Genomic DNA, 20,640 nt, shown 5'->3' on the forward strand with positions numbered 1-20,640 from the left:
AATCGCTGTCCATCGGCCTGGCGATTTGTATCGCGTTCTTCTCCAAAGATGGACTGAACATAATCCTCGGCTACGCATAACGTCTTCAATGCAAATATGTGCATTGTCGCCGCAACTATCTGTTCGCCGGCGCAGACTCCGGTGGCGAACGTGCGGCTGCGATCTACAGCCTCGTTGGCACCGCAAAACTCAACGGCCTCGATCCTGAAGCGTATCTGCGCTACGTGCTCGCGCGCATCGCAGACCATGCCATCAACCGCATCGACGAACTCACACCGTGGGTCGTTGCAGCTCAGCTCCGCACGGCAGCCTGAAGATCACGATCTCCAGTCAAGACGTCGCTGGTGCCACGCTTACGCTCGGCAGGCATTTGTTTCCGTTGAATGTCACCATCAAAGGCGACACACGCAGCTATGCGCCGGAAGTTCAGCAACTGCTGGAGACGCGTATGCGTGAGGTCTGCGAGAGGCTCTGTCGAATGCACGGAGTGGATTGCGAATTCGAGTACACCCATGAATTCGCGCACACGGTGAATACTCCGCGGTACGTCGAAGTCGCCGTTGCAGCGGCCACACGTGTGGCGGGCGAACAAAATGTCGACGCGAACGTGCAACCGATGATGATTTCGGAAGACTTCGGCGCATTTCTACAGGTCGTGCCGGGCGACTTCGTATTCATCGGGAACGGTGTGGCCAACGACGCGGGGGAGTGCCGCTCCATAACGCGACGTACGACTTCAACGACGACATTCTGCTCGCTGGAGCGAGATACTTCGCGGAAATTGCGTATCTTACGCTGCCGGTGTAAGAGGGCAGCAGGACTGCTACCGAGCCCATATCAGACGATCAACTACTGAGAGATTTGAGGTCCAGGCCGTGCGCAACGCATGACATTCGGCGCAAGGTAGTGTTCTCAAAGGGATCTTTGGAATCCGAGCAGGCGGTAACAGCGGCGGGACGCGAAGGCGTCTGCGCGGCAACGGTGACGGTACGTTGGCCGTTATCTGCGGCCAGCGATTGTGCGGTGTGGTTGCAGGGATGGCTGCGGTGATCCGCATCGACGCGATCTGGCTGGCGACCGAACCGCTGGATATGCGCGCTGGCACAAATACGATTCTGGCGCGCGTGGTAAAGGTATTCGGCGCAGCGCGTCCCCATCATGCCTACCTGTTCGCCAACAGGCACTCGACGCGCATGAAGGTGCTCGTCTATAACGGGTTCGGAATCTGGCTGGCCGCGCGTCGCCTGAACAAGGGCCGGTTCGTCTGGACGAACGGTGAGCAGACGATCGCGACTGCGCTCAATCCCGAGCAGTTGCGTGCGATGGTGACCGGACTGCCTTGGCAGACGTTGGTTTCACCCTGTACGTCAACGGCAGCCAGACGGGTCAGACGACGGGCGTGGTGGTGGCGCCTTGGCGTCTCGGCACGAGCGCGCAGAACTGGATCGAACGTTCGCAGTTCGCGGCGGCCCTTCAACGGGGCGATCGACGAGTTCCGCATCTATCGCGGCGCTCGCAGGGTTGGTCGTCCGCCTGCGCGCAATCGCTTGTGACCGTCGATAGCCGGTCGGTCAGCGAACCGGGCATCTCGGCGTCTGTGAGATGCTCTACGCGAATTCCTCAAGTTCGGAATACTCGTCACCTCCAATTACCGACGACACGAGCCGCCTGCAGGATACACTGAATAAGAAACGGTTTCAAAAAGGCTTCGCAGGGGCTGTTAACCCGTAACGCAACCTGTTAACCTCGATCGTCGTGACAACAGGATCGAGGAGATGGGCAAACCAATCATCGATAACGAACTGTGGGCACTGATCGAGCCACTCCTACCACCAGCGAAGCCACGCCGCTTCAAGTATCCGGGCCGCAAGCCGGTTCCAGATCGGGCTGCGCTGACCGGCATCTTGTTCGTGCTGAAGACCGGTATCCGGTGGCGGGATTTGCCAGCGGAGATGGGATGCGGCTCCGGCGTCAGTTGCTAGCGCAGGTTACGCGATTGGCAGCAAGCCGGCGTATGGGATCGATTGCACGCAGTGCTTCTGGCGAAGTTGCGAGCGGCGGACAAGATCGACTTCTCGCGCGTGATTGTGAATTCGTCGTCGATTCGCGCGGTTGGGGCGGGCGAAAAACTGGCCCGAACCCCACCGATCGAGCGCGACCTGGATCCAAGCACCACGTCGCCACCGACGCCAACGGAACGCCGATCGCGGCAATCCTGACTGGCGCCAATCGTAACGACGTCACCCAACTCGTTCCGTTGATCGAGGCCATTGTGCCGATCGGCGGCAGGCGCGGGCGGCCTTTGAGCCGTCCTGGTTGCGTCTACGCCGACCGGGGTTACGACCACGACAAATACCGACGCGCTCTTCACGAGCGGAGCATTCCCACCAGCATTGCGCGGCGCGGCCAGCCGCATGGCAGTGGCCTCGGAAAAGTCCGATGGGTCGTCGAACGTACACATGCCTGGCTGCATAATTTCCGCCGTCTACGTATTCGCTTCGAACGTCGCGCCGACATTCATGAGGCGTTCCTCAAACTCGGCTGTTGCTTGATCTGCTGGAACACGCTTCAGCGCGTTCAGCAGTCTTTATGAAACCGTCTCTAAGTGCGCGGGAACTGGCCAAATCGTGGTGCTTGCGCCATCGGGTTCCAACGATGTGTTCTACACGGGTAGGCTGACGATCAATGACGCTGGCCTCGAGATCAGCTCGGGCGCGGCGCTGAACGGCAACAACTATGCGGGCAATATTAACCTGCTGCAATTCTCGGGCACCAATGCATCGCTGATGGGACCGGGAACCATCGACGGGCGCGGCGACATCATCTCCGGAACGGCGAGGCTGGTGCAGGCCGCGCATTCGAATCTGTACGTGGAAGGCGGCAACGGTTTCAACGCCAGGGGCGTGTCCATCCATACGCCCGCGACGCGCAAGAACTCCGACGGGATCGATATCGATAGTCTCACCAACGCATCGGTGATCAACTCCGACATTGAGGCCGGCGACGACGGGATCGCGATCAGGGCCAACTCCGGCAACGTCGCGAACGTCACCATTGCCAATACCCGGCTGCATGGCACGCATGGCCTTTCCGTGGGCGGTATCGACAAGAACACCGTGTCGAACATCCTGTTTCAGAACAACTACGTGTACGGGAACGATCTGAACGGGACGTTGTCGACCGACGCCAACGGCATCAATGTGAAGACCGAGCCGTGCGCGCTGACGGTGAGCCAGGTCAGCTACCTCAATACCTGCATGTTCGAAGTAAAGCACCTGATCGTCTTGGACACCAACTACCACACCTGCACGGCAGGCGGCAGGCGGTCGCTGTCGTACCGCGTCGTGAACGGCGCGTATGCGCCCCAGTCGCTGCCGGGCGCCTACGCAAAGATCGACGGGCGCAATTCGAGCGCCCCGGTCAACGCGTGGCTGGCCAACGTCAGCCTCAATGCTACCGCGCAAAGCGGCGACCGGTACGCTTACGCGAGGACAGGAGGCGCCGACATCACTCGGTGGTGACGGCGAAGTTTTTGGACGCGAAAGACAGACCACTAGGCGACGACGTGATCTCGAAGCCGTACTGAACCTCGCCGAGCACGACGTCATCGAAATAATTCCGCGACTTGAGGTAATTCATGAACGCCAGCACGTCGAGCGTGGTGTGGTCGGTCTTTGTTGTGCGAAGAAACGAATAGACCGTGTTACTGCCGTTGCTGCCCACGTAGACATTCCAGGTACCACCCGACAGCGGGACATCTTTCTGAATTGGGATCGCACAGCCTGAGAACGTCCAGTTCGCGGAAATCGGTTTGACGTTGCCGCAGCCATCAGGCAATCCGGTATAGTTGAGCCAGACCATGATTTCGTGCGCCTTGTTTCCGGCCCAGATATCGAAGGTCGATTCCCAAGCGCCGCCGGAAGGCGTGGTCGCTGAGACGACAGCGGTCAGCGAGTTAAGCGAACTGAGTGGCTTGTTGACCGCATATCCGATGTGCGGATAGGACTTGATGCGGGCGGTGTCGGGTTGATTTGAAGAGACGCCCCAGTCAAGGTTGCTCTTGGCCCAGATCGTCTGCTTGCCTGCGGCGACACCTTGGCAGGGCGCCCAAACGTCATTGTTGAAGGTATAGCTACCGTAGGAGCTAGAAGCAAAAAGGAGATCGGCCGGATAGCAGGACGAGGTTTCGGGCGAAGTTGCAGACCAGCCCTCGGCCTGTGCTTCTGCACTGCAAACCATCAAAGCTGTGGCGGCACAGCCGGCGAGGAATGGCATTCGCTGCATAAGGTTGCTGCCTCCTATACGGTGGATGATGTCAGTTGAGATTGGTCTCTCTTGGCTTTTAGCGGCCTTGGCTTTTAGCGGCGATATGAGCAGTAACATTGCGGAACTGTCATTCATTCATCCTATTGCCACTTTTGACTGCCGGTCGGAACCAGCGGCGTTGGTCAAACGGGAACAGAACGTAGTCGCGAACCGTATGCGGTTCCGGTTGGTTGCGAAGACCCACTTCCGGCCATTCGTCTTTATCCGGCCAGTATGCCGTGCGAAAAACCGTGTCCCAGATGGTGGTGAAGAACCCATAGTTTTGGTGCCGGTGACGCGACTCCATTGAGTGATGAATGCGGTGAAACTGGTTATCGCCGATGATGTATCGGAGCGGCCCGAGATTCACGCGCGTGCTAGAGTGAGAAAGATGTGCCTGAAAACTAATTAGCGCCATGGCAATCGCGGGCACGACACCGGACTTGAAGTGGATTAGCGCGAGTGGCAGTGCTACAAACACCGCGTAAACAATCGGTTCGGAAATGTGATGATTGCAGTTCCACGCGGTCAGCTCGCGGATCGAGTGATGAGTCGCATGCAAGCGCCACAGGAACGGCATTGCGTGTTGTGCGCGGTGCATCCAGTAGTAAAAGAAGTCGCCGGCAATTGCAACCAGAACGCCAGAAAGAACCGCCATAAACACGCCGACAATCGTGTTGCCGGAATGGAGCAACGCCCCAAGATCGACTGTCAGGAGTGGTTTCACTCCTAACCATTGCAGCCCCATCGCGTAAAGGTGCCAGATTAATGCACCACAACCAATGCGGATTATCCAGTTCCGCACGCCCCGAATGTATGACGCAAAACTGTAGCGGTAGGCCGGGAAGATCAGCTCGAGTACGACGCAGACGTTAGCGAAGACCATCACGAGCCCAAATGAGTTCACGAAGAACCGGGCCACCTGATCAATATCGACAACTTGCATTCATTTGCTCCGGCGAATCGTCGCTCTATGCGCGAGCCTAGGTTAAAGCGGTAATCGTCAGCCAGCCGCCTTACAGCTGTCGGCTCACCGGTCCGAAACTATTTGGTCCGGCGCGTCCTATAAATGCCGACTCGGCATGCCATTCGATGTGAGGGCGGTAGTGCGTGGGTTGGACCTAGCAGATTAAGCAACATCAGTACCGTAGCACTTCAAACTATAACCGTGACGATTGCACGGTAGGTTTTAGTATGCATCCCTTCGCGCCATTGCGAAAATAAATTGTTTGGATAGGAAGAATCCGGATTCTAAATGCCGTTTTCGTCTCCGTCGTAGGTACTGGCGTCATTCAGCCACAACTGACTTGTCGCAGGAGTTGATCGCCACACTGTTCAACGACCCTGATCTTCTGCGGACACGACGGCAACCTCATCGCGGTCGACCGTCCTTCCTATGCCGTCACAGTGGGGTTGGCGCGGCAGGAAACCCACAGCGGCGAGTCCGTCTCTCAGGGACATCTGGCCACTAGGAGACGCGAGAAACCACAGCTGGCATTCAACGATTTGATTTTCCTGGCTGACGCACCGATATCGTCCTACATCATAATTGAGCGGATGGCCAGGTGCGGAAGAACCAACGGTCGCTTGTTGAAGGGGGCCCGTATGGTCCAGCGACGTGGTGTACTCGGGGCGGAAATGTCCGAAATCCCGGTGCCGGACTGACAATGCAGACGATTAGCGGCTGATAGAAATTTCGCTGGCACGCGCGACGGTATTCGCCACGTTGTCCCCGACAGACGAGGGGGTGAAACAGGGGGGGCATGCGCGCAAATTACCGACACGATGCAGGAACTCGGACATGGCAACGCACGTGGAACGTCGCGAGGGCAGTCAGGCGCAGGCGCGGAACTTGACATGAGCGCCTGAGTTTCTGCGACCTTCTTCCAAATTCTGCGGCGGTAGTCTGGTTCTATGTGCTCGTAAGCGATCAGGTCTGGCTGATTGCGCATCGTCAGATGCCTCGATTTTACGAAAACTTTCTGAGGGCTTTTGATGGTGCAGAACGGTCCTCTTCGAGGCGCCATTGCGCGCGACCGTACGCTCAAATCTTCCGTGAGGAACGGACCGTGTCACGTCGGAAACAGATATCTGACAACCTGTTGTCTAGTCTCTTCCACTTCTATTACGTCAGTAATCAGTCCATCAGCCTTTAAAAGATTAGGATTCCGGATCTCGTCAGATAGCTTCCGCATCGTGTCTTTAATAGCGCCTTCAGCACCAGACATCACTTTGCTCATCGTGTCCGGGCTAAAAACGCCGATGTGTGCCTGCGGATACGCCAGCACGGCTATTGGATCGAATCCAGGACCACTCATCGCATACACACCGCCGGTGTAGGCTTTTCGGACGACAAGGAGTAGCTTAGGTACGTGGCATCTGACATGTGCTCTGAACAACTCCGCTGCTGCCAAAAATATGCCGCTATTTTCAGCTTCCCTGCCTATCATGAACCCGGGAATGTCGGCAAGGAAGATGATTGGCATGCTGGTCTTTGCAGCAATGTTTATAATTTTTGCCATCTTGGCCGCGGATTTCCGGTGGATGGCACCGCTGTTGAATCGCGGGTTGTTTGCCACGATTGCCGCGAAATGTCCCTTAATGCGCGCATAGCCCGTCAATGCTTCTCGTGCGTATTCGGCGTTTGTTTCAGTGAAACTGCCTTTGTCCACAAAAGAAAGCAGCAAATGATGCATGTCGTAGGGGGTGCCATGATTGGACGGAATCAGATTTTCAAAATCGACTGCGTCGGGTTCTTCATATTCAAGCGCGGTCGGCGCTGTGTCTTTGACGAGGCAGCATAGAAAATCTCTTACGCATTCAAACAAACGGCGTTCATCTTTGAACGCGAGTTGAACTGACCCCGAGCCCCGGCAGTGAACGTCTGTTCCGCCAAGCGAATACAGATCCGACTGCTCAGCCAGCATCGCCTTCACCATATCCGGACGGCCCATACATAGAGCCCCTTTCTCAGTCATCAACACCAGATCGGCGAGCATGATCGGAAGAGCCAACGGGCCTGACGTCGGTCCTAGTATTGCTGAGATCAGCAGATTGGCTTCTGCTAACTCTGCGAGCGACGCGCTGACCCTGCCCATACCTGCCGGAGACAAAAGCAATCTCGACATATCCGATGAAATTACCTTCGTTGTATCGAAACTGCCAACCTCTCCCGGATGGTCCTGAATGTAGATCAACGGAGCCCGCTGGTCCCGGGCCTGAGTCACTGTGCTTATGATTTGCTCGGCGGTACGCCATTGTCCGGTTCCCTTGAACATACAGTCTTGTCCACGATTCATGACCAGAAACGACTTGACCGAATTGATTAGTCCCTCGCCGCAGAGGAAGTGGGCGTCCGCTCTTGGATCATGTTCCACAAAGCTGCCCGCGTCAAAAAGCATGTCAACTCTTTGCAACGAAATCTGCATGAACTGTTTACCTCCGAGCAGTGCGTGAGTGTTTGGAAGTCCAGCGCTAGCGCGGCTGAAAATCGCGTACGCTACGTAGCAAGAATCTCTTCCACAGCGGCTGCCATCAGAAGGAGCCGGCGGTCTTGGCCACGTGCGGCATCAAGGCTCAATCCCACGGGTAATGCGTCGTTCGGCGCCACAGGCAAGGTAATGGAGGGCATTGCGACATTGCTGGCGAGGTCGGTGTTGCGTATCACTTCTGCGAACAGCCCCGGACGCTGTGCATCGCTAACGTGAGGAGTGCTGCGCGGGACAGTGGGATAAGCTAGAAAATCGATCCCTTGGGCGTTGATCAGCGCATTCATTCGTAGCCGCAAGTCGTTAATGTTCTCCACTGCGGCGGAATAGTCTTTCGCGGAAATCAGACTTCCGTCAAGGTGTTGATGAATGATGCTCCTCACGCACTTGTCATGGATGTTGTCGAACACAGCATTAACCCTGCTTCCCCATCCAAACGAGAGCAGTGCGCGCGGAAAGTCCGTAAAAAATTCGTAAACTGGAATAGTAAAAGTACCGAACTTATTTAATTCTGAAACAACTGCGTCATCGACGTCGACGCACTGAAAGCCTGCGCGAGTGAGACGCCTGGTCGCCTGCCAAGAATGCTTCCGAACATCATCATCCAAGTTGTTCCACATGGAGCTTGGAAGACCGATTCGACAGCGAGTATTTGTTTGTTTTGACGGGATTTGGCTATCGGAGCTCAGCAAGTCGTATAGAAACAATGCGTCTTTTGCCGTCCGCGTCAGGAGGCCCGGTGAATCCTTCGTGCGTGAAACCGGAATGATCCCGGATGAAGACCACCGGCCACTTGTTGGTCTGAAACCCACTATGCCGCAAAAGGCCGCGGGTATCCTCACCGAGCCGCCAGTGTCGGTTCCGATCGCCATCGGGACAATACCGGCTGCCACAGCTGCGGCGCAGCCGCCGCTGCTTCCGCCGGCCAAATGGCCCGGAGCCGCCGGATTGCCCACGGTTCCCCAATGGGGATTGACGGACGTGATTCCAAAGCTCAGTTCATGCATGTTGTTCTTGCCGGCGACGACGGCACCGAGGGATTTGAGCTTTCTGACCACAAGTGCGTCGCGTGTGGCTATACAATCTTCCATGCCCGGTGTCCCGGCGGTTACAGGGAGTCCCTTGACGCAGATATTGTCTTTTGTAGAAAAAGGAATGCCGTAGAGTGGCGCGCCTCTCAGATTGTCCCTCGCTCTCGCGAAGTGCGCCTCCGGGCTGCGAGCACGTATGAAACAGTTTAGATGTGTCAGGTTAGCGTCGGCGTTGAGTGCGCGATCCCGGATCTCTTCCGCTGTAACTGCTCCAGACCTTATGACGTCGCAAAGTGATTCAAGAGTGCTGTGAAAATGCATGAAATTATGCAAGTGAGAGATCGGGGAGTAGGCTATTAGTAGCTGTAGGCACTGCGTATATCGTCAAGAGGGTTGCCAGGCAAAAGATCACCCCCGATGCTACGTATAACGGCGCATGCGCTGTTGATCGCTGTCTGCACGGCTCCCTCAACCCACCCACCGGTGAAAGAACAGCCGCATCCTGCCAAGTAGAGTCCTGTATCGCTTGCTGGATCGTTTGCCGTCTGGAATTGAAAAAAGAGACGCTGCGAATAGACGTCCTCGCCTGGGTAGTTGAGCTTGAAGGCGCCTGACGAATACGGGTCGGTCAGCCAGTCATGATGGAGGACGCAGCGTTCATAGTCCTTATCTGCAGGGACGAGGTGACGGGCAAGTTCTGGATGGAAGGTTGACAGGTCGTCGACGAAGCACTCGCACCGCTCTTTTTTGTCTGAAACACTCAGCAACTTGTGAGCGTCGTCCTCCCAAGTGTAGCTGAGCAAAACCACACCCCGACCATCTGGGTTGTGAGGTTCGTAATCAAGGCAGTATACGCCACGTGCGAAGCTGTCAGACTGGATGGTTACGGGCAGTTTCTTGTTTATCCAGAACTTGTCTCGGGTGAGCATGAAGAGTTTTGACGATCCGGTCAGATGAGTTTCTCTGACTGCTCTGGATACGTCGCGGCTGAGAAACGTTTCATCATCTGTCAAGCAATGAACCATCTGCATCGCCCTGTTGTTGCTGGTGACGATCACTCGGTCAAAGGTCGAAATTTCGTTATCGTCGGTCACGAGCTTGATCTCTGCACCTTCTTTGTAGATGCGACCGACGCCGCTGAAGCGAACTCGTTCGGAGACGGTGTTTCCGTAAATATTCTCGCCTGCAATGCGTTCAGCCAATGTTGAAATTCCGCACGAGATGAGGCGCTGATCGTCCATGTACCCGTTAATGACGAGACGCAAAATTTCGGTGAATCCGGCCTGATAGACAGGGAGAAAGCCACCCGAACCAATCCCAAGAGACCCAAACAGTTCGAAGTCGTACGGCCTTTCCCAAACAGTACCTCCAGGCGGGCATGGACCCGTGAAAATGGTGACGATGGCGGCATAGAACGAGCTGTCGCGAAATAAATCCAGCCATGTTTGCCACGCGGCGCGTGCTTCGTTAAAGCGCTGCGATTTCAACATGGCAGTAATTTCGGCTGGCGCGACGAGAGCTGTGCCATTGATCACGCATCCATCCTGCAAAAGAGCTCTCCAGCCTTCGTGTACTCGCCTGAATAGAGGCGGCGGTGGATTTCCGGCCGGCCAGATATGGCGCACGCCGCGATAATGCAGTTCTGTATCAACGACTCCAGGATCGGGGAACGTTGCTGTGGCGGGAATATCGTACCGGTCAAGGTAATGAAAAAGACCGGTCGCACTTGGAGGAAACCGCATCGCGCCCATTTCGGCGATGAGATGTGGATGCTCTGAATCAAACGCCTGTGACCACAACCTGCCGCCAATGCGATCGCGAGCTTCAAACACAGTGACGTCGCATACACCTGCTCGCATCAGTTCGTTCGCCGCCAGAAGGCCGCTGATGCCAGCCCCCACAATAGCAACGCGTGGACTTGCGATATTCGAGGAGAGAGTTCCGATAGCCCCTACAGTTGCGCCTCGGTCCAAAAACGGAGCATAGTCATACAATAGATCGACGGTCGGCGAGGGTACTTTTGAAGATGCGACGCAGTTTTCCATGAATTCCTCTCCTGTGATGGCAATGCATCGACGCGAAAGACGATGATGATGGCAGGATGTGACGCACGAATCTCGATGGAACGGGTCGAGATCCTATATTACGTTGCCGATAACGTGTTGCTCGTCAGTAGAAAATGCCGCGCCGGAATGTCTATGCATTCGACGATAGCAATCTGCTGTAGCGAAATCAATCAAGTAAAATTGATGTCTGTAGCAATCTGACGCGGGCTATGGATAGTTGTGCCGATAGTGTGAAAATGGAGATGCTATACCTGAGGTCCGACGATGTGCTCTGGGTCAACCTTAAGGGCGCTGACAACGATGGTCTTTTCATCGAGTCAGAAACCTCGTCACGTCCGCGCGTTTGCGTAGGGTCACGACGCCAGCACCTTGATCCAGGTGCCATTGCAAGCGTTTGACGCTTTATCGTCCTCTTGACCAGCTCATTGCCTGTGAGCTCAATAGCGCTCGACGAGCACGACCGGTGGACCTTCCAGCGTTGGCTTCCGTAACTGCAGGAGGGTGGGTTAGGCGTGCTCGGCGAAATCCAAAGCCAAGCAGCGCATCGCTCGTCCTTACGCTGCATTCATGCTGACGCACGGGTGCCGGGGAGTGCGTGTTTTGATTAGACGAAGACATCGCTACTGCACAGATGGACAACCAGGTCATGACTGGTCTTTTGGCGTCCCTTGGTGATTTGCACCCAGCAACATATACATCGCCGGTACCACGAACAGTGTGAACGCGGTGCCAATCGATAGTCCGGTGAAGATCACCAGGCCCATTGCGTTGCGGCCTGCTGCGCCCGCGCCCGAGGCGACGACTAAGGGCAGTACGCCGAGCACCATGGCGACCGTCGTCATGAGGATCGGGCGCAAGCGTGCACCTGCCGCTTCCTCCAAGGCTTCTCGCTTGCCCCGGCCCACGCGCTGAAGCTGGTTCGCGAACTGCACGACAAGAATCGCATGTTTGCTGACGAGCCCCATGAGCGTGACAAGTCCAACCTGCGTATAGATGTTGAGCGTCGAAAAGCCGGCATTGATGAAGACGAGAGCACCGAAGAGCGCCATCGGGACGGACACCAAAATGACCAGGGCATCGCGGAAGCTTTCGAATTGCGCTGAAAGCGCAAGGAACACGATAATCGCCGCGAACATGAGCGTGACCAGGAAGTTACCGGACTCTTGCTTGAACTGGCGCGATAGCCCTGCGTAGTCGGTGCTGTAACCTGCCGGAGCTGCGTCGGTCGTGGACTTACGAAGGAAGTCGAGAACTTCGCCCTGGGAGACGCTAGGTGAGATCACAGCGGAGATCGTTGCCGCATTGAGTTGCTGGAACCGATTGATCGATTCGGGGACGACCGCTTGCTTCAGATGCGCAACCGTCGACGCCGGAATCATGCTGCCGTCCGGCGTGCGCAAGTAATAGTCGAGTACCTGTGACGGATTCAGTCGATCTATTTGCTGGACTTGCGGAATCACCTTGTAGGAGCGGCCCGCGATCGAGAAGTAGTTTGCGTAGTTACCGCCGAGTGCAGCGCCTAGCGCCTGTCCTACATCGCTTTGCGTGAGGCCGAGTGACGCGATCTTGTCGCGGTCAACTATGACGACCGTTTCTGGCTTGTCGATCCTTAGATCGCTATCGACAAAGAGAAACATGCCACTTGCACGCGCTTTCTGGAGTACGGCTTTCGTCACCTCGTCGAGATTCTCGAAGGGCTCTGTCGTGCTGATCACGAATTGCACGGGGAAACCCTGTGCGCCCGGCAAAGGCGGGAGCTGGAACGCGGCGACGCGAGCACCAGCAATGCCATTCCACCTCTGCTGGAGCTCCTGTTGTAGATCGGTTGCGCCTCTTTTCCGCTTGTCCCAAGTCTTGAAGAGCACGCCGCCGAAGCCCTGATTCAATGTTGGCAGACCAGTTAGCTGAAACATCTGGGCATACTCGGGCAAGCGCTTCGAGATTTCTAATACCTGATCGACGTATGTCTGCATTTGCTGGACTGTGGCATTCGGCGGCCCCTGGATCAGCGATAGGACGATGCCTTGGTCCTCCTGCGGCGCAAGCTCTGCCTGAGACGTCGAAAAGAGATACACGGTTCCGCAAAGCAGCATAACTCCCATGACGACGAACACGGAAGATGTGTCGAGAGCCGCATGCAAGAGCCGCGCATAGCCGGCATGCACACGATCCAGCTGTCGATTGACGAAAACGGCGAAACGCCCGGATTCGTGCACGTTCTGGAAAATGCGCGAGCACATCATCGGCGACAGGGTTAGCGCAATCACGCCTGACACCGCGACGGCGCTCGCAACGGTGAACGCAAATTCAGTGAAAAGGGTGCCTGTCAGGCCGCCCTGAAAGCCGATAGGCAGATATGCGGCGATCAGCACGGCGGTCATTGCCAGAATCGGGCCGCCAAGCTCGCGCGCGGCGGTTAGCGCGGCTTCCATGGGAGACTTTCCTTCATTCATGTGGCGGTCGACGTTCTCGACGACGATGATCGCATCGTCGACCACCAGCCCAATCGCGAGCACCATCGCGAGTAACGTCAACAGATTGATCGAGTAACCGAGCAACTGCATCATGAAGAACGTGCCAATCAGCGAAAGCGGCATCGCGACCACGGGTACGATGACGGCGCGCAAACGACCGAAGAAGAGGAAGATAACGGCCGTGACAATCAGCAACGCCTCGACGAGCGTCTTCACTACTTCATCAATCGCGCTGTTGATGAAGTCTGTCGCGTCGTAGACGATGTCACCAGCCATCCCCGTCGGGAACTGCTTCTGCAGATCGGGAAACACGGCTTTAACGCGTCTGGCCACATCGAGCTCGTTTGCGTCAGGCGCTACCTTAATTCCGATAAACACAGAACGCGTGCCACCAAATGCGACGCTGGAATCGTAATTGTCCGCGCCTAGCACGACATTGGCAACGTCCTCGAGACGCACTATCACTCCGTTCTTTTGTTTGACAGCCAGTTTCTGAAAGTCCTCCACCGAATGGACGTCGGTACGCGCGTTTAGACTGACGCTGGTCATCTGGCCTTTTGTTGTGCCGAGTGTCGAGAGGTAGTTATTGTTTCCGAGTGCTGTGTAGACATCAGAAGCAGTGACATTATGCGCTGCGAGCTTGGTTGAATCGAGCCATGCGCGCAATGCGAACTGGCGACCGCCCAGTACTTCCGCGGTCTGCACGCCCTGAACGGAGTCGAGCTTCGGCTTCACGACGCGCAGCAGATAGTCGGTGACATTGTTGGGCGGCAGCACGTCGCTGTAGAAGCCCATATACATCGCGTCGGTGGTCTGACCCGCCTGCATCGTCAGCACCGGCTGCTGGGCCTCGCGCGGCAACTGGTTACGCACTGACGCTATCTGTGTATTGATCTCGGTGAGTGCGCGGTTCGGATCATAATTCATGCGTAGCGTCGCGTTGATCGTCGACACGCCCGTGCTGCTTTTCGACGACATGTAGTCAATGCCCCGCACCTGGGCGATGGCGGCTTCCAGCGGCTGCGTGATAAACCCAGCCATTGTGTCGGCGTTCGCACCGTAATAGGAAGTGGTAAGCGTGACTACGCCCGTCTGGGTTTGAGGATATTCACTGACCTTCAGCGTGGAGAGCGAACGCAAGCCTAGTACGAGGATCAGCACGCTCAGTACCGACGCGAGGACCGGCCGGTTGAGAAAAATGTCGGTGAATTTCATCGGGAGGCCTCTCACTGCTCCTGAGGCGTCGGAGCAGGACTGTCCGCAGGCAGCACACGATTATTGATGATGAGCGGTGTGCCGTTCTGTAGCTTGAGCTGACCGCTCGTGACGACCTGCGCGCCTTCGTCGAGACCCCTCAGGATTGCCACCTGATCGCCGCGCGTGAGTCCCGGCGTCACGAATACCTGTTGCGCCACCGGCATCGTTTTACCGTGCGCGGTTTTGTGCTCGCTCGGTCTAATGACGAATACCGTTGCACCGTACGCATTGTGCGCGATCGCGGTTTGAGGCAAGGTCAGATAGCGCTGCTCGCTACCCACATCGATCTTCACATTCGCGTACATGCCCGGCAACAGCTTGCGCTCGTGGTTGTCCAGGACCGCTTCGATCTGAACGTTGCGGGTCGTGCTGTCCACGCGCGGATTTATCGCGCGGACTTGGCCACCGAAGCTAAGGTTCGCAAATGTGCTTGTATTTACGGTGACGTGCTGTCCGGCCTCGAGTTGCCCCAGTTGCTCCTGGGGTAGGTGAAAGTCGACGTAAATGGGATCGACGACTTGCAGGGTAACAATTGCGTCACCCGGGTTGATGTACTGGCCGGGATTAACGGTGGTGATCCCCACGCGTCCTGCGAAAGGTGCGCGAATGGTTTTCTTCGCGACGAGGGCAGCTTGCTGTTCGACTTGCGCCCGTTTGCTCTTCAGTTCGGCTGTGTCGGCATCCAATTGGGCTTTTGAGATGGCCTGGATGTCATACTGTGCCTTGTCGCGCGTGTAAACCGTTTGCGAAAGGTCCGCGGCAGCTTGTAGCGATGCGAGCTGTGCGCGATCAGAGTCGTCGTTGAGGTGCAGGAGAACCTGTCCGGCTTTCACCTCCTCACCGGAACTGAATTCGAGCTCGCGCACGAGGCCTGCGACTTCTGTCGTCACGTCGACGCCGCGCACCGCGCGCAGGCTGCCCGTGGCGGAAAACTGTGGCTGCCAAGTCTGATAGCTGACCACAGCTGACGTGACCGTGGCGGCGGCCATGCCATCGCGCATCATGAACTTTTTAATCATATGCGCTTTGTAAAGATTGAAGCCGATCAGCGTGCCGAGCAGACTGCCCACGCAGATCAGCATAATGGTCATCCGTTTTCCAGTTGATCTTTTCATCGTCATCGTAGTGTCCTTGCACGGCAAACTCACGACGCACAGGCGTCTTTGGCGCGCTACCCGTGAAACGTATGCGGCGCGCAGCAATCGTCATGAGCAGTCACTGGGAGCGGGGGCCGGCGTTGGCATGCCCCTTCTCGTCATACGCCGTGTCATTCCACCAACCGCCACCCAGTGCCTGGAATAAAGCAGCTGTATCTGCATAGCGAGCTGCTTGCGCCTGCGCGAGATTCACGACGGCCTGCTGATATTGGCGCTGTGCGTCGAGCAGCGACAGATAGCTGACTCCGCCGACTCGAAACTGTCCGCGCGCCACGTCCAGTGAACTGCTAGCCGAGCGCCAGACGTCGGTTTGGGCGGCAAGAGCAGCCGCGTCGTGATCGAGTGCGCGCAACGTGTCCGCCACATCTTCGAATGCGAGCAGCACGACTTGCCGATATCGCGCGTTGGCCTCGTCAAAGGCGGCTTCCGCCGCCCTTTTTTTTGCGGTCAACTGCCCACCATGAAATATTGGTTGGGTGAGTCCCGCGCCAATGTTCCAGATCATGTCGGCATACTTCAGCATGCCAGCCGGCGTTAAAGACTGCGGGCCGTAATTCGCGGAGAGCATGAGTTGTGGATAGAGGTTTGCCGTGGCGACGCCGACCTCGGCGCTCGCCTGGTGCAGCACGGCATCAGCGGCCAAAATATCCGGCCGCTGCCGGACCAGCGAGGAAGGCAGACTGACCGGCAAGGTCTGCGGTAGCGTGAACATCGACATCGTGAATTCGGACACACCTGTTTCGCTCGGTAATCTGCCCGAAAGCACCGCAAGCTGGTGTCGAGTCCGATCGAGCGACTGCCGCAGCAGCGGTAGCGTCGCCCGTGTTTGCGCGACTAACGTCTCTTGCGAGAGCACGGCAATCCGGTCCACACCGCCGAACTCGAATTGCTTGCGCAAAACGCCAAGCTGCGTCTCCCCGTCGGCTACGATGTTCTCGGTCGCGCTGATCTGCTCACGCAGCGACGCTTCCTTGACGGCAGTCGTGACGATGTTTGCCGACAGTGCTAGGTAGGCGCCTTGCAGCTGAAAGCGCTCAAAATCGACCTGCGCGCCCAGCGATTCGAGCTCGCGCCGAACTCCACCAGACAGATCCAGATCATACGAAACACTTACTGATGTGTTGTATAGAGTCAGTATTTTGTTGACGTTGGGCTGCCCCAACGTCGCGCCGTTCAGCTTCTCACGTATCGCGTTGAGCTTGATATCGACAGAGGGGTAGAGTGCGCTGCCTGCTTGTGCGCTCAGATTCTCGGCGGCCTGGCGTAGCGCGGAACTGGCTGCTGCGATCGTTGGGCTATTTTTAAGTGCTTCGCTTATCAGCGTGTTGAGCGGCTCGCAGTGATAGAGCGTCCACCATTGAGCGGGCAGGTCGCCGCCGGCCGCAAACCGCTGCTCGAGACCCGCTTCGCCCTGCGACGAAGCCGTGCGATCAGGTAAAGGCGTTGCTGTGTAATGCTGAATCGCGGGCGGCGCTGGCGTGTGGTATTCGGGGCCGACCGTGCAGCCGGTCAGCGAGCCGAGCAGTGGAAACACTACAGCGATTACTGCGGCACGCGTGACAACTCGGCCTGTTGTGCAGTGAAAAGCTACCGCGCACGATTGCGGATGCAAACGTGCACGACCGGAGCTGCAATGGACCTCGTCATTCATCTATCTACCTGGCTTGCGAGCGATGAGTGTTCTCAATTGTCGGATGCAGAACTCCCCCAGTTTCAACGGTGTTGCTGCGAAGCGTGTATGCAATCACGAATGATGGCAACGGTCAGAACTGTGGAGCCAATTCAGGACCATATCGGCACCTTCGTCGATGGACTTGCAACATGTGTCAATGAAGACGTCCGGATCCGTCGGCTCCTCATACGGGGAGTCGATGCCGGTGAAGCGCTGGATTGCGCCGCGCCTTGCCAGCCGATACAACCCTTTCGGGTCACGGGCCTCCGCCGCGGCTAAACTCGCGTGGACATGGATTTCGGCGAAATTACGGCGGCCCGCCGTAGAGCGGGCGAGTTCCCTATCGCGGCGGAACGGCGAGATGAGGCATACCAAAACTACGATGCCGGCGTCGGCCATTAATTTTGCGACCTCCGCGACGCGCCGTACGTTCTCGTGACGGTCTGCATCGGTAAAGCCAAGGTCTTTGCATAGACCTAGCCTGACGGAGTCGCCGTCAAGAATGTAGGTGAGTCGGCCAGCTGTATGGAGACGCGCCTCCACGGTGTCAGCAATAGCCGACTTTCCCGCGGCTGATAGGCCGGTAAACCAGAGAATGGCCGGCGTTTGCCGAAGCAAGCGTGCTCTTGCCTCCGGGGGAACCCGGAAGCCGTGCGCATACAACTCTGAAGTGGAAGGCTCATTCGCCATACTTGCCTACTTAGATCGGTCCAGTCGGGGTATGAGCTAGCGCTCACTTGTTGCGGCATTGCGGTGAAGATCCAAATTCATGCGAGCCCAAAAGATACCGACTCATCGACTGACGCCAAAATCTCGTTTCTGCATGTCTTGGTAAATAGAAGACCATTGCACCAAACGTGTTCGACACGTCCCCATTCACACGCCGACGCAGCATCGGGAAAAAAGCCTCGTCCCAAGTGGTTGGCGCTGGTGTTGCACAGCAAGGGAAGGCCTGTGAGCTTCTCATATTCGATTAGCAGCTGCGCAACAGGGTGTTCGGATGACCTTGCAATGGTCTGCAATCGCGCAGAACCGTCGAGATGCACGACGGCAGGTATCTTGTCCCGCCATTCGTCGCATGTTTGATGATCGAACAGCATGTAGGGGTCTGGAGTGCCGGGGAGAAATACAGCAGGCGCCCGGTCTTCAAGACATATGGGTGCCACAGGACGGAAATATTCCCGATGCTTGACATCGTTGAGAAGAGCCTTCATGCTCGGCGAAGTCGCAGCGGCGAGAATACTTCTCGCCCCAAGTGCTCGTGGGCCCAGCTCGGCGCGTCCGGCAAGAAAAACGACGGGTCTATTTTCGGCGAGAATATGTGCAAGTTCAGCTAAGGAACAAGGCGACACAGACCAGCCGGGCACTCGGATGCCCGTTTTCATTGCGGGGCCGCTATATACCGACCACTCTAACGGCATGAAGCCCTCGTTCGCGGCTATCGCGCAGCATGCGGTACCGATCGCCGAACCGCTGTCGTTCGGAAAGGGCGGAATCCAGGTAGCATCGAACAAACCACTAGTGCGTAATGCACTGTTCCATTTGATATTGAGTCCGCATCCGCCGGATACGCACAGGTTGCGCGGCCCAGGAATACAATGGCGCCGCAGGGCATTCTCCATTTCGCGGACGAGTAGGCGTTCAAGGAAAGTATGGAAAGAGGCGAGTACGTCTTCGGGAGGCTTAGCCTGCAGCTCCGGCACGCATGCGTGGAAGAAATCGCGTATCGCTGCGAGCGATGTACTCGGAAGGTGTAGATTTTGGCGATAGTTTCGCGCGAGTTCTGTGTCGCCTGCGAAGCGTTCCAGGTAAAGATGACGAAATATAGCAACGATGTCTTCGTCGACTGACCCCAGCGCGATGTATGCCATTAGCTTGCCGGCCACTCCCAGGTCCCACTCAGCACCCGCCGCCTTTGCGTACGGCCCGAAATGATGTCCGGCCGCCGCATACATTTGACCGATGATGGGGAACAGCTGGTCAATGAGCCGCACGTCGTCGCGTCCTACATGGTACAACCGTGGCACCATGCCGCCATCCCACACCAGGCATAACGCGGGTTGCCCAAGTTGGGCGAACGGACTCGTGCAGTATGCGGCAGCGACATGGCCGGACACGTGAGGGTAGCTCCTGTACCGATATGACTTGCCGCCGATCAGCAGCCCAGTGCCGTCGACCGAAGCCAGAAGATCGCCGGGTTTTCGTTCCGTATAGGGGGCACCCTCGAGGACGATTGAGGTGGGGCCGCTCAGCACCTGAAACTGCGACGTCACTTCGCCGTCCCAGCCGTCGATCACAAATTCGTCGATGTCGTCTGTCCGTAGACCGTGCTCGGCTAATGCGGTTTCAATTGCATCGAGGTTCCGTATATCGTGATATCTCGGATTGTTGTCCCGCTTCTCCTGTTCGATGCAAAAAAGGAGCTTTCCATCTTCGACAACGGCGATTGCTCCGTCGTGTGTCAGCTTGAGGCCACAGATGAGCATGGTATCTTTCACCCTAGCGAGGGAAATCTGATTGATGGGAAAAATGCACTGCGTTCTGGAAGCGTGCGAGCAGGCAATCCTCATTGGACGACTGGCCGACGCACTCGACTCGCTCAATCTCGGTGAACCGTTCGTTTAGCATCTTCAGCACCGTTTCAGCACCAGCAATATGTCCCCAGCGTCGACAATTGGCGTCACGTGCTGAACCGAATATCAACTGGCCGTCAGGCGCGAGTACGCATGCCAGATTGCAGATAGCATCTCGCACTTCGGCGATGTCGGCGAGATAGTAGAAAACCTCGGCGACTACGATCAGTTCGAATCGCTCTGTGCTGGAAAAGTGCTGGACATCTGCAACGATCCAGTTCACGTTCGGCGGGGAATTCAAGCGCTTGCGTGTTCTCGCAAGCGCTTGTGGCATCACATCCATCACGGTGAGCCGCTCACAGTATGGCGCCAATTTTTCTGTGAACGCGCCCCCCGCACAACCAACCTCAAGGGCATGGGCAACGGGGCCTTTAGAGAGCGATAATCGAAGCATGTGCATATGACGCTCATGCTCGAACGGACTACTGTCCAGTTGCCACGGGTCGTCCGCGTCCAACTCCCGTCGCAACAAGTCAAAATGCGTTACGGTTTTCAATTTGGCTTACCTGAGAGTGTGCGTTCAAACCTCGTTGCAGGACAAATCGAGCCGCTGATCG

At 56.8% G+C, this 20,640-nt stretch carries 13 protein-coding genes and 3 pseudogenes; 5 read left to right on the forward strand and 11 right to left on the reverse strand.

Annotated features, from left to right (window positions below; genetic code table 11):
• Positions 1–107: 107 nt before the first annotated feature.
• From VSR72_RS41405 to VSR72_RS41425, 5 genes and pseudogenes are all read left to right on the forward strand, one after another.
• Positions 108–314: pseudogene (locus VSR72_RS41405) on the forward strand (transposase domain-containing protein); the annotation flags it as partial.
• Positions 315–352: 38 nt separating this feature from the next.
• Positions 353–807 (forward strand): annotated as a pseudogene (locus tag VSR72_RS41410) (M20/M25/M40 family metallo-hydrolase); the annotation flags it as partial.
• A 230-nt stretch (positions 808–1,037) separates the two neighbouring features.
• A complete protein-coding gene (tnpB, locus tag VSR72_RS41415; RefSeq protein WP_342957971.1) occupies positions 1,038–1,553 on the forward strand; it encodes an IS66 family insertion sequence element accessory protein TnpB in 516 nt (171 codons plus the stop codon).
• Between the two features lie 222 nt (positions 1,554–1,775).
• Positions 1,776–2,593, forward strand: a pseudogene (locus tag VSR72_RS41420) (IS5 family transposase).
• A gap of 34 nt (positions 2,594–2,627) precedes the next feature.
• Positions 2,628–3,521: a glycosyl hydrolase family 28 protein gene (locus VSR72_RS41425; protein ID WP_342957972.1), complete on the forward strand. Its 894-nt coding sequence runs from the start codon at positions 2,628–2,630 to the stop codon at positions 3,519–3,521.
• Here VSR72_RS41425 and VSR72_RS41430 read toward each other — a convergent pair.
• The 11 genes from VSR72_RS41430 to nodS all read right to left on the reverse strand — a co-directional run bounded on the left by VSR72_RS41430 (position 3,508) and on the right by nodS (position 20,579).
• Positions 3,508–4,401, reverse strand: a complete 894-nt coding sequence (locus tag VSR72_RS41430; protein WP_342957973.1) for a glycosyl hydrolase — start codon at positions 4,399–4,401, stop codon at positions 3,508–3,510. The two genes, VSR72_RS41425 and VSR72_RS41430, sit on opposite strands and share 14 nt — an antisense overlap.
• Positions 4,394–5,251 carry a sterol desaturase family protein gene (locus VSR72_RS41435; protein WP_342957974.1) on the reverse strand — a complete coding sequence of 286 codons (858 nt, stop codon included), beginning with the start codon at positions 5,249–5,251 and terminating at the stop codon, positions 4,394–4,396. Before VSR72_RS41435 ends, VSR72_RS41430 begins: the two co-directional genes overlap by 8 nt.
• 1,126 nt (positions 5,252–6,377) lie before the next feature.
• Positions 6,378–7,733 carry a carboxyl transferase domain-containing protein gene (locus VSR72_RS41440; protein ID WP_342957975.1) on the reverse strand — a complete coding sequence of 452 codons (1,356 nt, stop codon included), beginning with the start codon at positions 7,731–7,733 and terminating at the stop codon, positions 6,378–6,380.
• A gap of 71 nt (positions 7,734–7,804) precedes the next feature.
• Positions 7,805–9,145, reverse strand: a complete 1,341-nt coding sequence (locus VSR72_RS41445; RefSeq protein ID WP_342957976.1) for an amidase family protein — start codon at positions 9,143–9,145, stop codon at positions 7,805–7,807.
• Positions 9,146–9,180: 35 nt separating this feature from the next.
• The gene (locus VSR72_RS41450) at positions 9,181–10,869 is read right to left on the reverse strand and encodes an NAD(P)/FAD-dependent oxidoreductase (RefSeq protein ID WP_342957977.1); all 1,689 of its coding nucleotides are present in this window, start codon (positions 10,867–10,869) and stop codon (positions 9,181–9,183) included.
• Between the two features lie 665 nt (positions 10,870–11,534).
• On the reverse strand, positions 11,535–14,579 hold the full coding sequence (locus VSR72_RS41455) for an efflux RND transporter permease subunit (protein WP_342957978.1): 3,045 nt from the start codon (positions 14,577–14,579) through the stop codon (positions 11,535–11,537).
• Between the two features lie 11 nt (positions 14,580–14,590).
• Positions 14,591–15,742 (reverse strand): efflux RND transporter periplasmic adaptor subunit, encoded by a 1,152-nt coding sequence (locus tag VSR72_RS41460; RefSeq protein WP_342957979.1) that lies wholly within the window; start codon positions 15,740–15,742, stop codon positions 14,591–14,593.
• Between the two features lie 94 nt (positions 15,743–15,836).
• Positions 15,837–17,429, reverse strand: coding sequence for an efflux transporter outer membrane subunit (locus VSR72_RS41465; protein ID WP_342957980.1), 1,593 nt, complete (start codon positions 17,427–17,429; stop codon positions 15,837–15,839).
• Positions 17,430–17,522: 93 nt separating this feature from the next.
• The gene (cysC, locus tag VSR72_RS41470) at positions 17,523–18,140 is read right to left on the reverse strand and encodes an adenylyl-sulfate kinase (RefSeq protein ID WP_342957981.1); all 618 of its coding nucleotides are present in this window, start codon (positions 18,138–18,140) and stop codon (positions 17,523–17,525) included.
• A 77-nt stretch (positions 18,141–18,217) separates the two neighbouring features.
• Positions 18,218–19,936 carry a nodulation protein NodU gene (gene nodU / locus VSR72_RS41475; protein WP_342957982.1) on the reverse strand — a complete coding sequence of 573 codons (1,719 nt, stop codon included), beginning with the start codon at positions 19,934–19,936 and terminating at the stop codon, positions 18,218–18,220.
• A 13-nt stretch (positions 19,937–19,949) separates the two neighbouring features.
• Positions 19,950–20,579: a nodulation methyltransferase NodS gene (gene nodS / locus VSR72_RS41480; RefSeq protein WP_342957983.1), complete on the reverse strand. Its 630-nt coding sequence runs from the start codon at positions 20,577–20,579 to the stop codon at positions 19,950–19,952.
• Positions 20,580–20,640 lie beyond the last annotated feature (61 nt).

This window comes from Paraburkholderia sp. JHI869, from assembly GCF_038900775.1.
Classification (GTDB): Bacteria; Pseudomonadota; Gammaproteobacteria; order Burkholderiales; family Burkholderiaceae; genus Paraburkholderia.

What these genes read in the sequence shown, in the direction of transcription:
- VSR72_RS41435 (WP_342957974.1), bottom strand. Translation starts at nt 5,251, where the DNA reads ATGCAAGTTGTCGATATTGATCAGGTGGCCCGGTTCTTCGTGAACTCA.
- cysC (WP_342957981.1), bottom strand. Translation starts at nt 18,140, where the DNA reads ATGGCGAATGAGCCTTCCACTTCAGAGTTGTATGCGCACGGCTTCCGG.
- nodU (WP_342957982.1), bottom strand. Translation starts at nt 19,936, where the DNA reads ATGCTCATCTGTGGCCTCAAGCTGACACACGACGGAGCAATCGCCGTT.
- VSR72_RS41465 (WP_342957980.1), bottom strand. Translation starts at nt 17,429, where the DNA reads ATGAATGACGAGGTCCATTGCAGCTCCGGTCGTGCACGTTTGCATCCG.
- VSR72_RS41450 (WP_342957977.1), bottom strand. Translation starts at nt 10,869, where the DNA reads ATGGAAAACTGCGTCGCATCTTCAAAAGTACCCTCGCCGACCGTCGAT.
- VSR72_RS41440 (WP_342957975.1), bottom strand. Translation starts at nt 7,733, where the DNA reads ATGCAGATTTCGTTGCAAAGAGTTGACATGCTTTTTGACGCGGGCAGC.
- VSR72_RS41460 (WP_342957979.1), bottom strand. Translation starts at nt 15,742, where the DNA reads ATGACGATGAAAAGATCAACTGGAAAACGGATGACCATTATGCTGATC.
- VSR72_RS41455 (WP_342957978.1), bottom strand. Translation starts at nt 14,579, where the DNA reads ATGAAATTCACCGACATTTTTCTCAACCGGCCGGTCCTCGCGTCGGTA.
- VSR72_RS41445 (WP_342957976.1), bottom strand. Translation starts at nt 9,145, where the DNA reads ATGCATTTTCACAGCACTCTTGAATCACTTTGCGACGTCATAAGGTCT.
- VSR72_RS41430 (WP_342957973.1), bottom strand. Translation starts at nt 4,401, where the DNA reads ATGAATGACAGTTCCGCAATGTTACTGCTCATATCGCCGCTAAAAGCC.
- tnpB (WP_342957971.1), top strand. Translation starts at nt 1,038, where the DNA reads ATGGCTGCGGTGATCCGCATCGACGCGATCTGGCTGGCGACCGAACCG.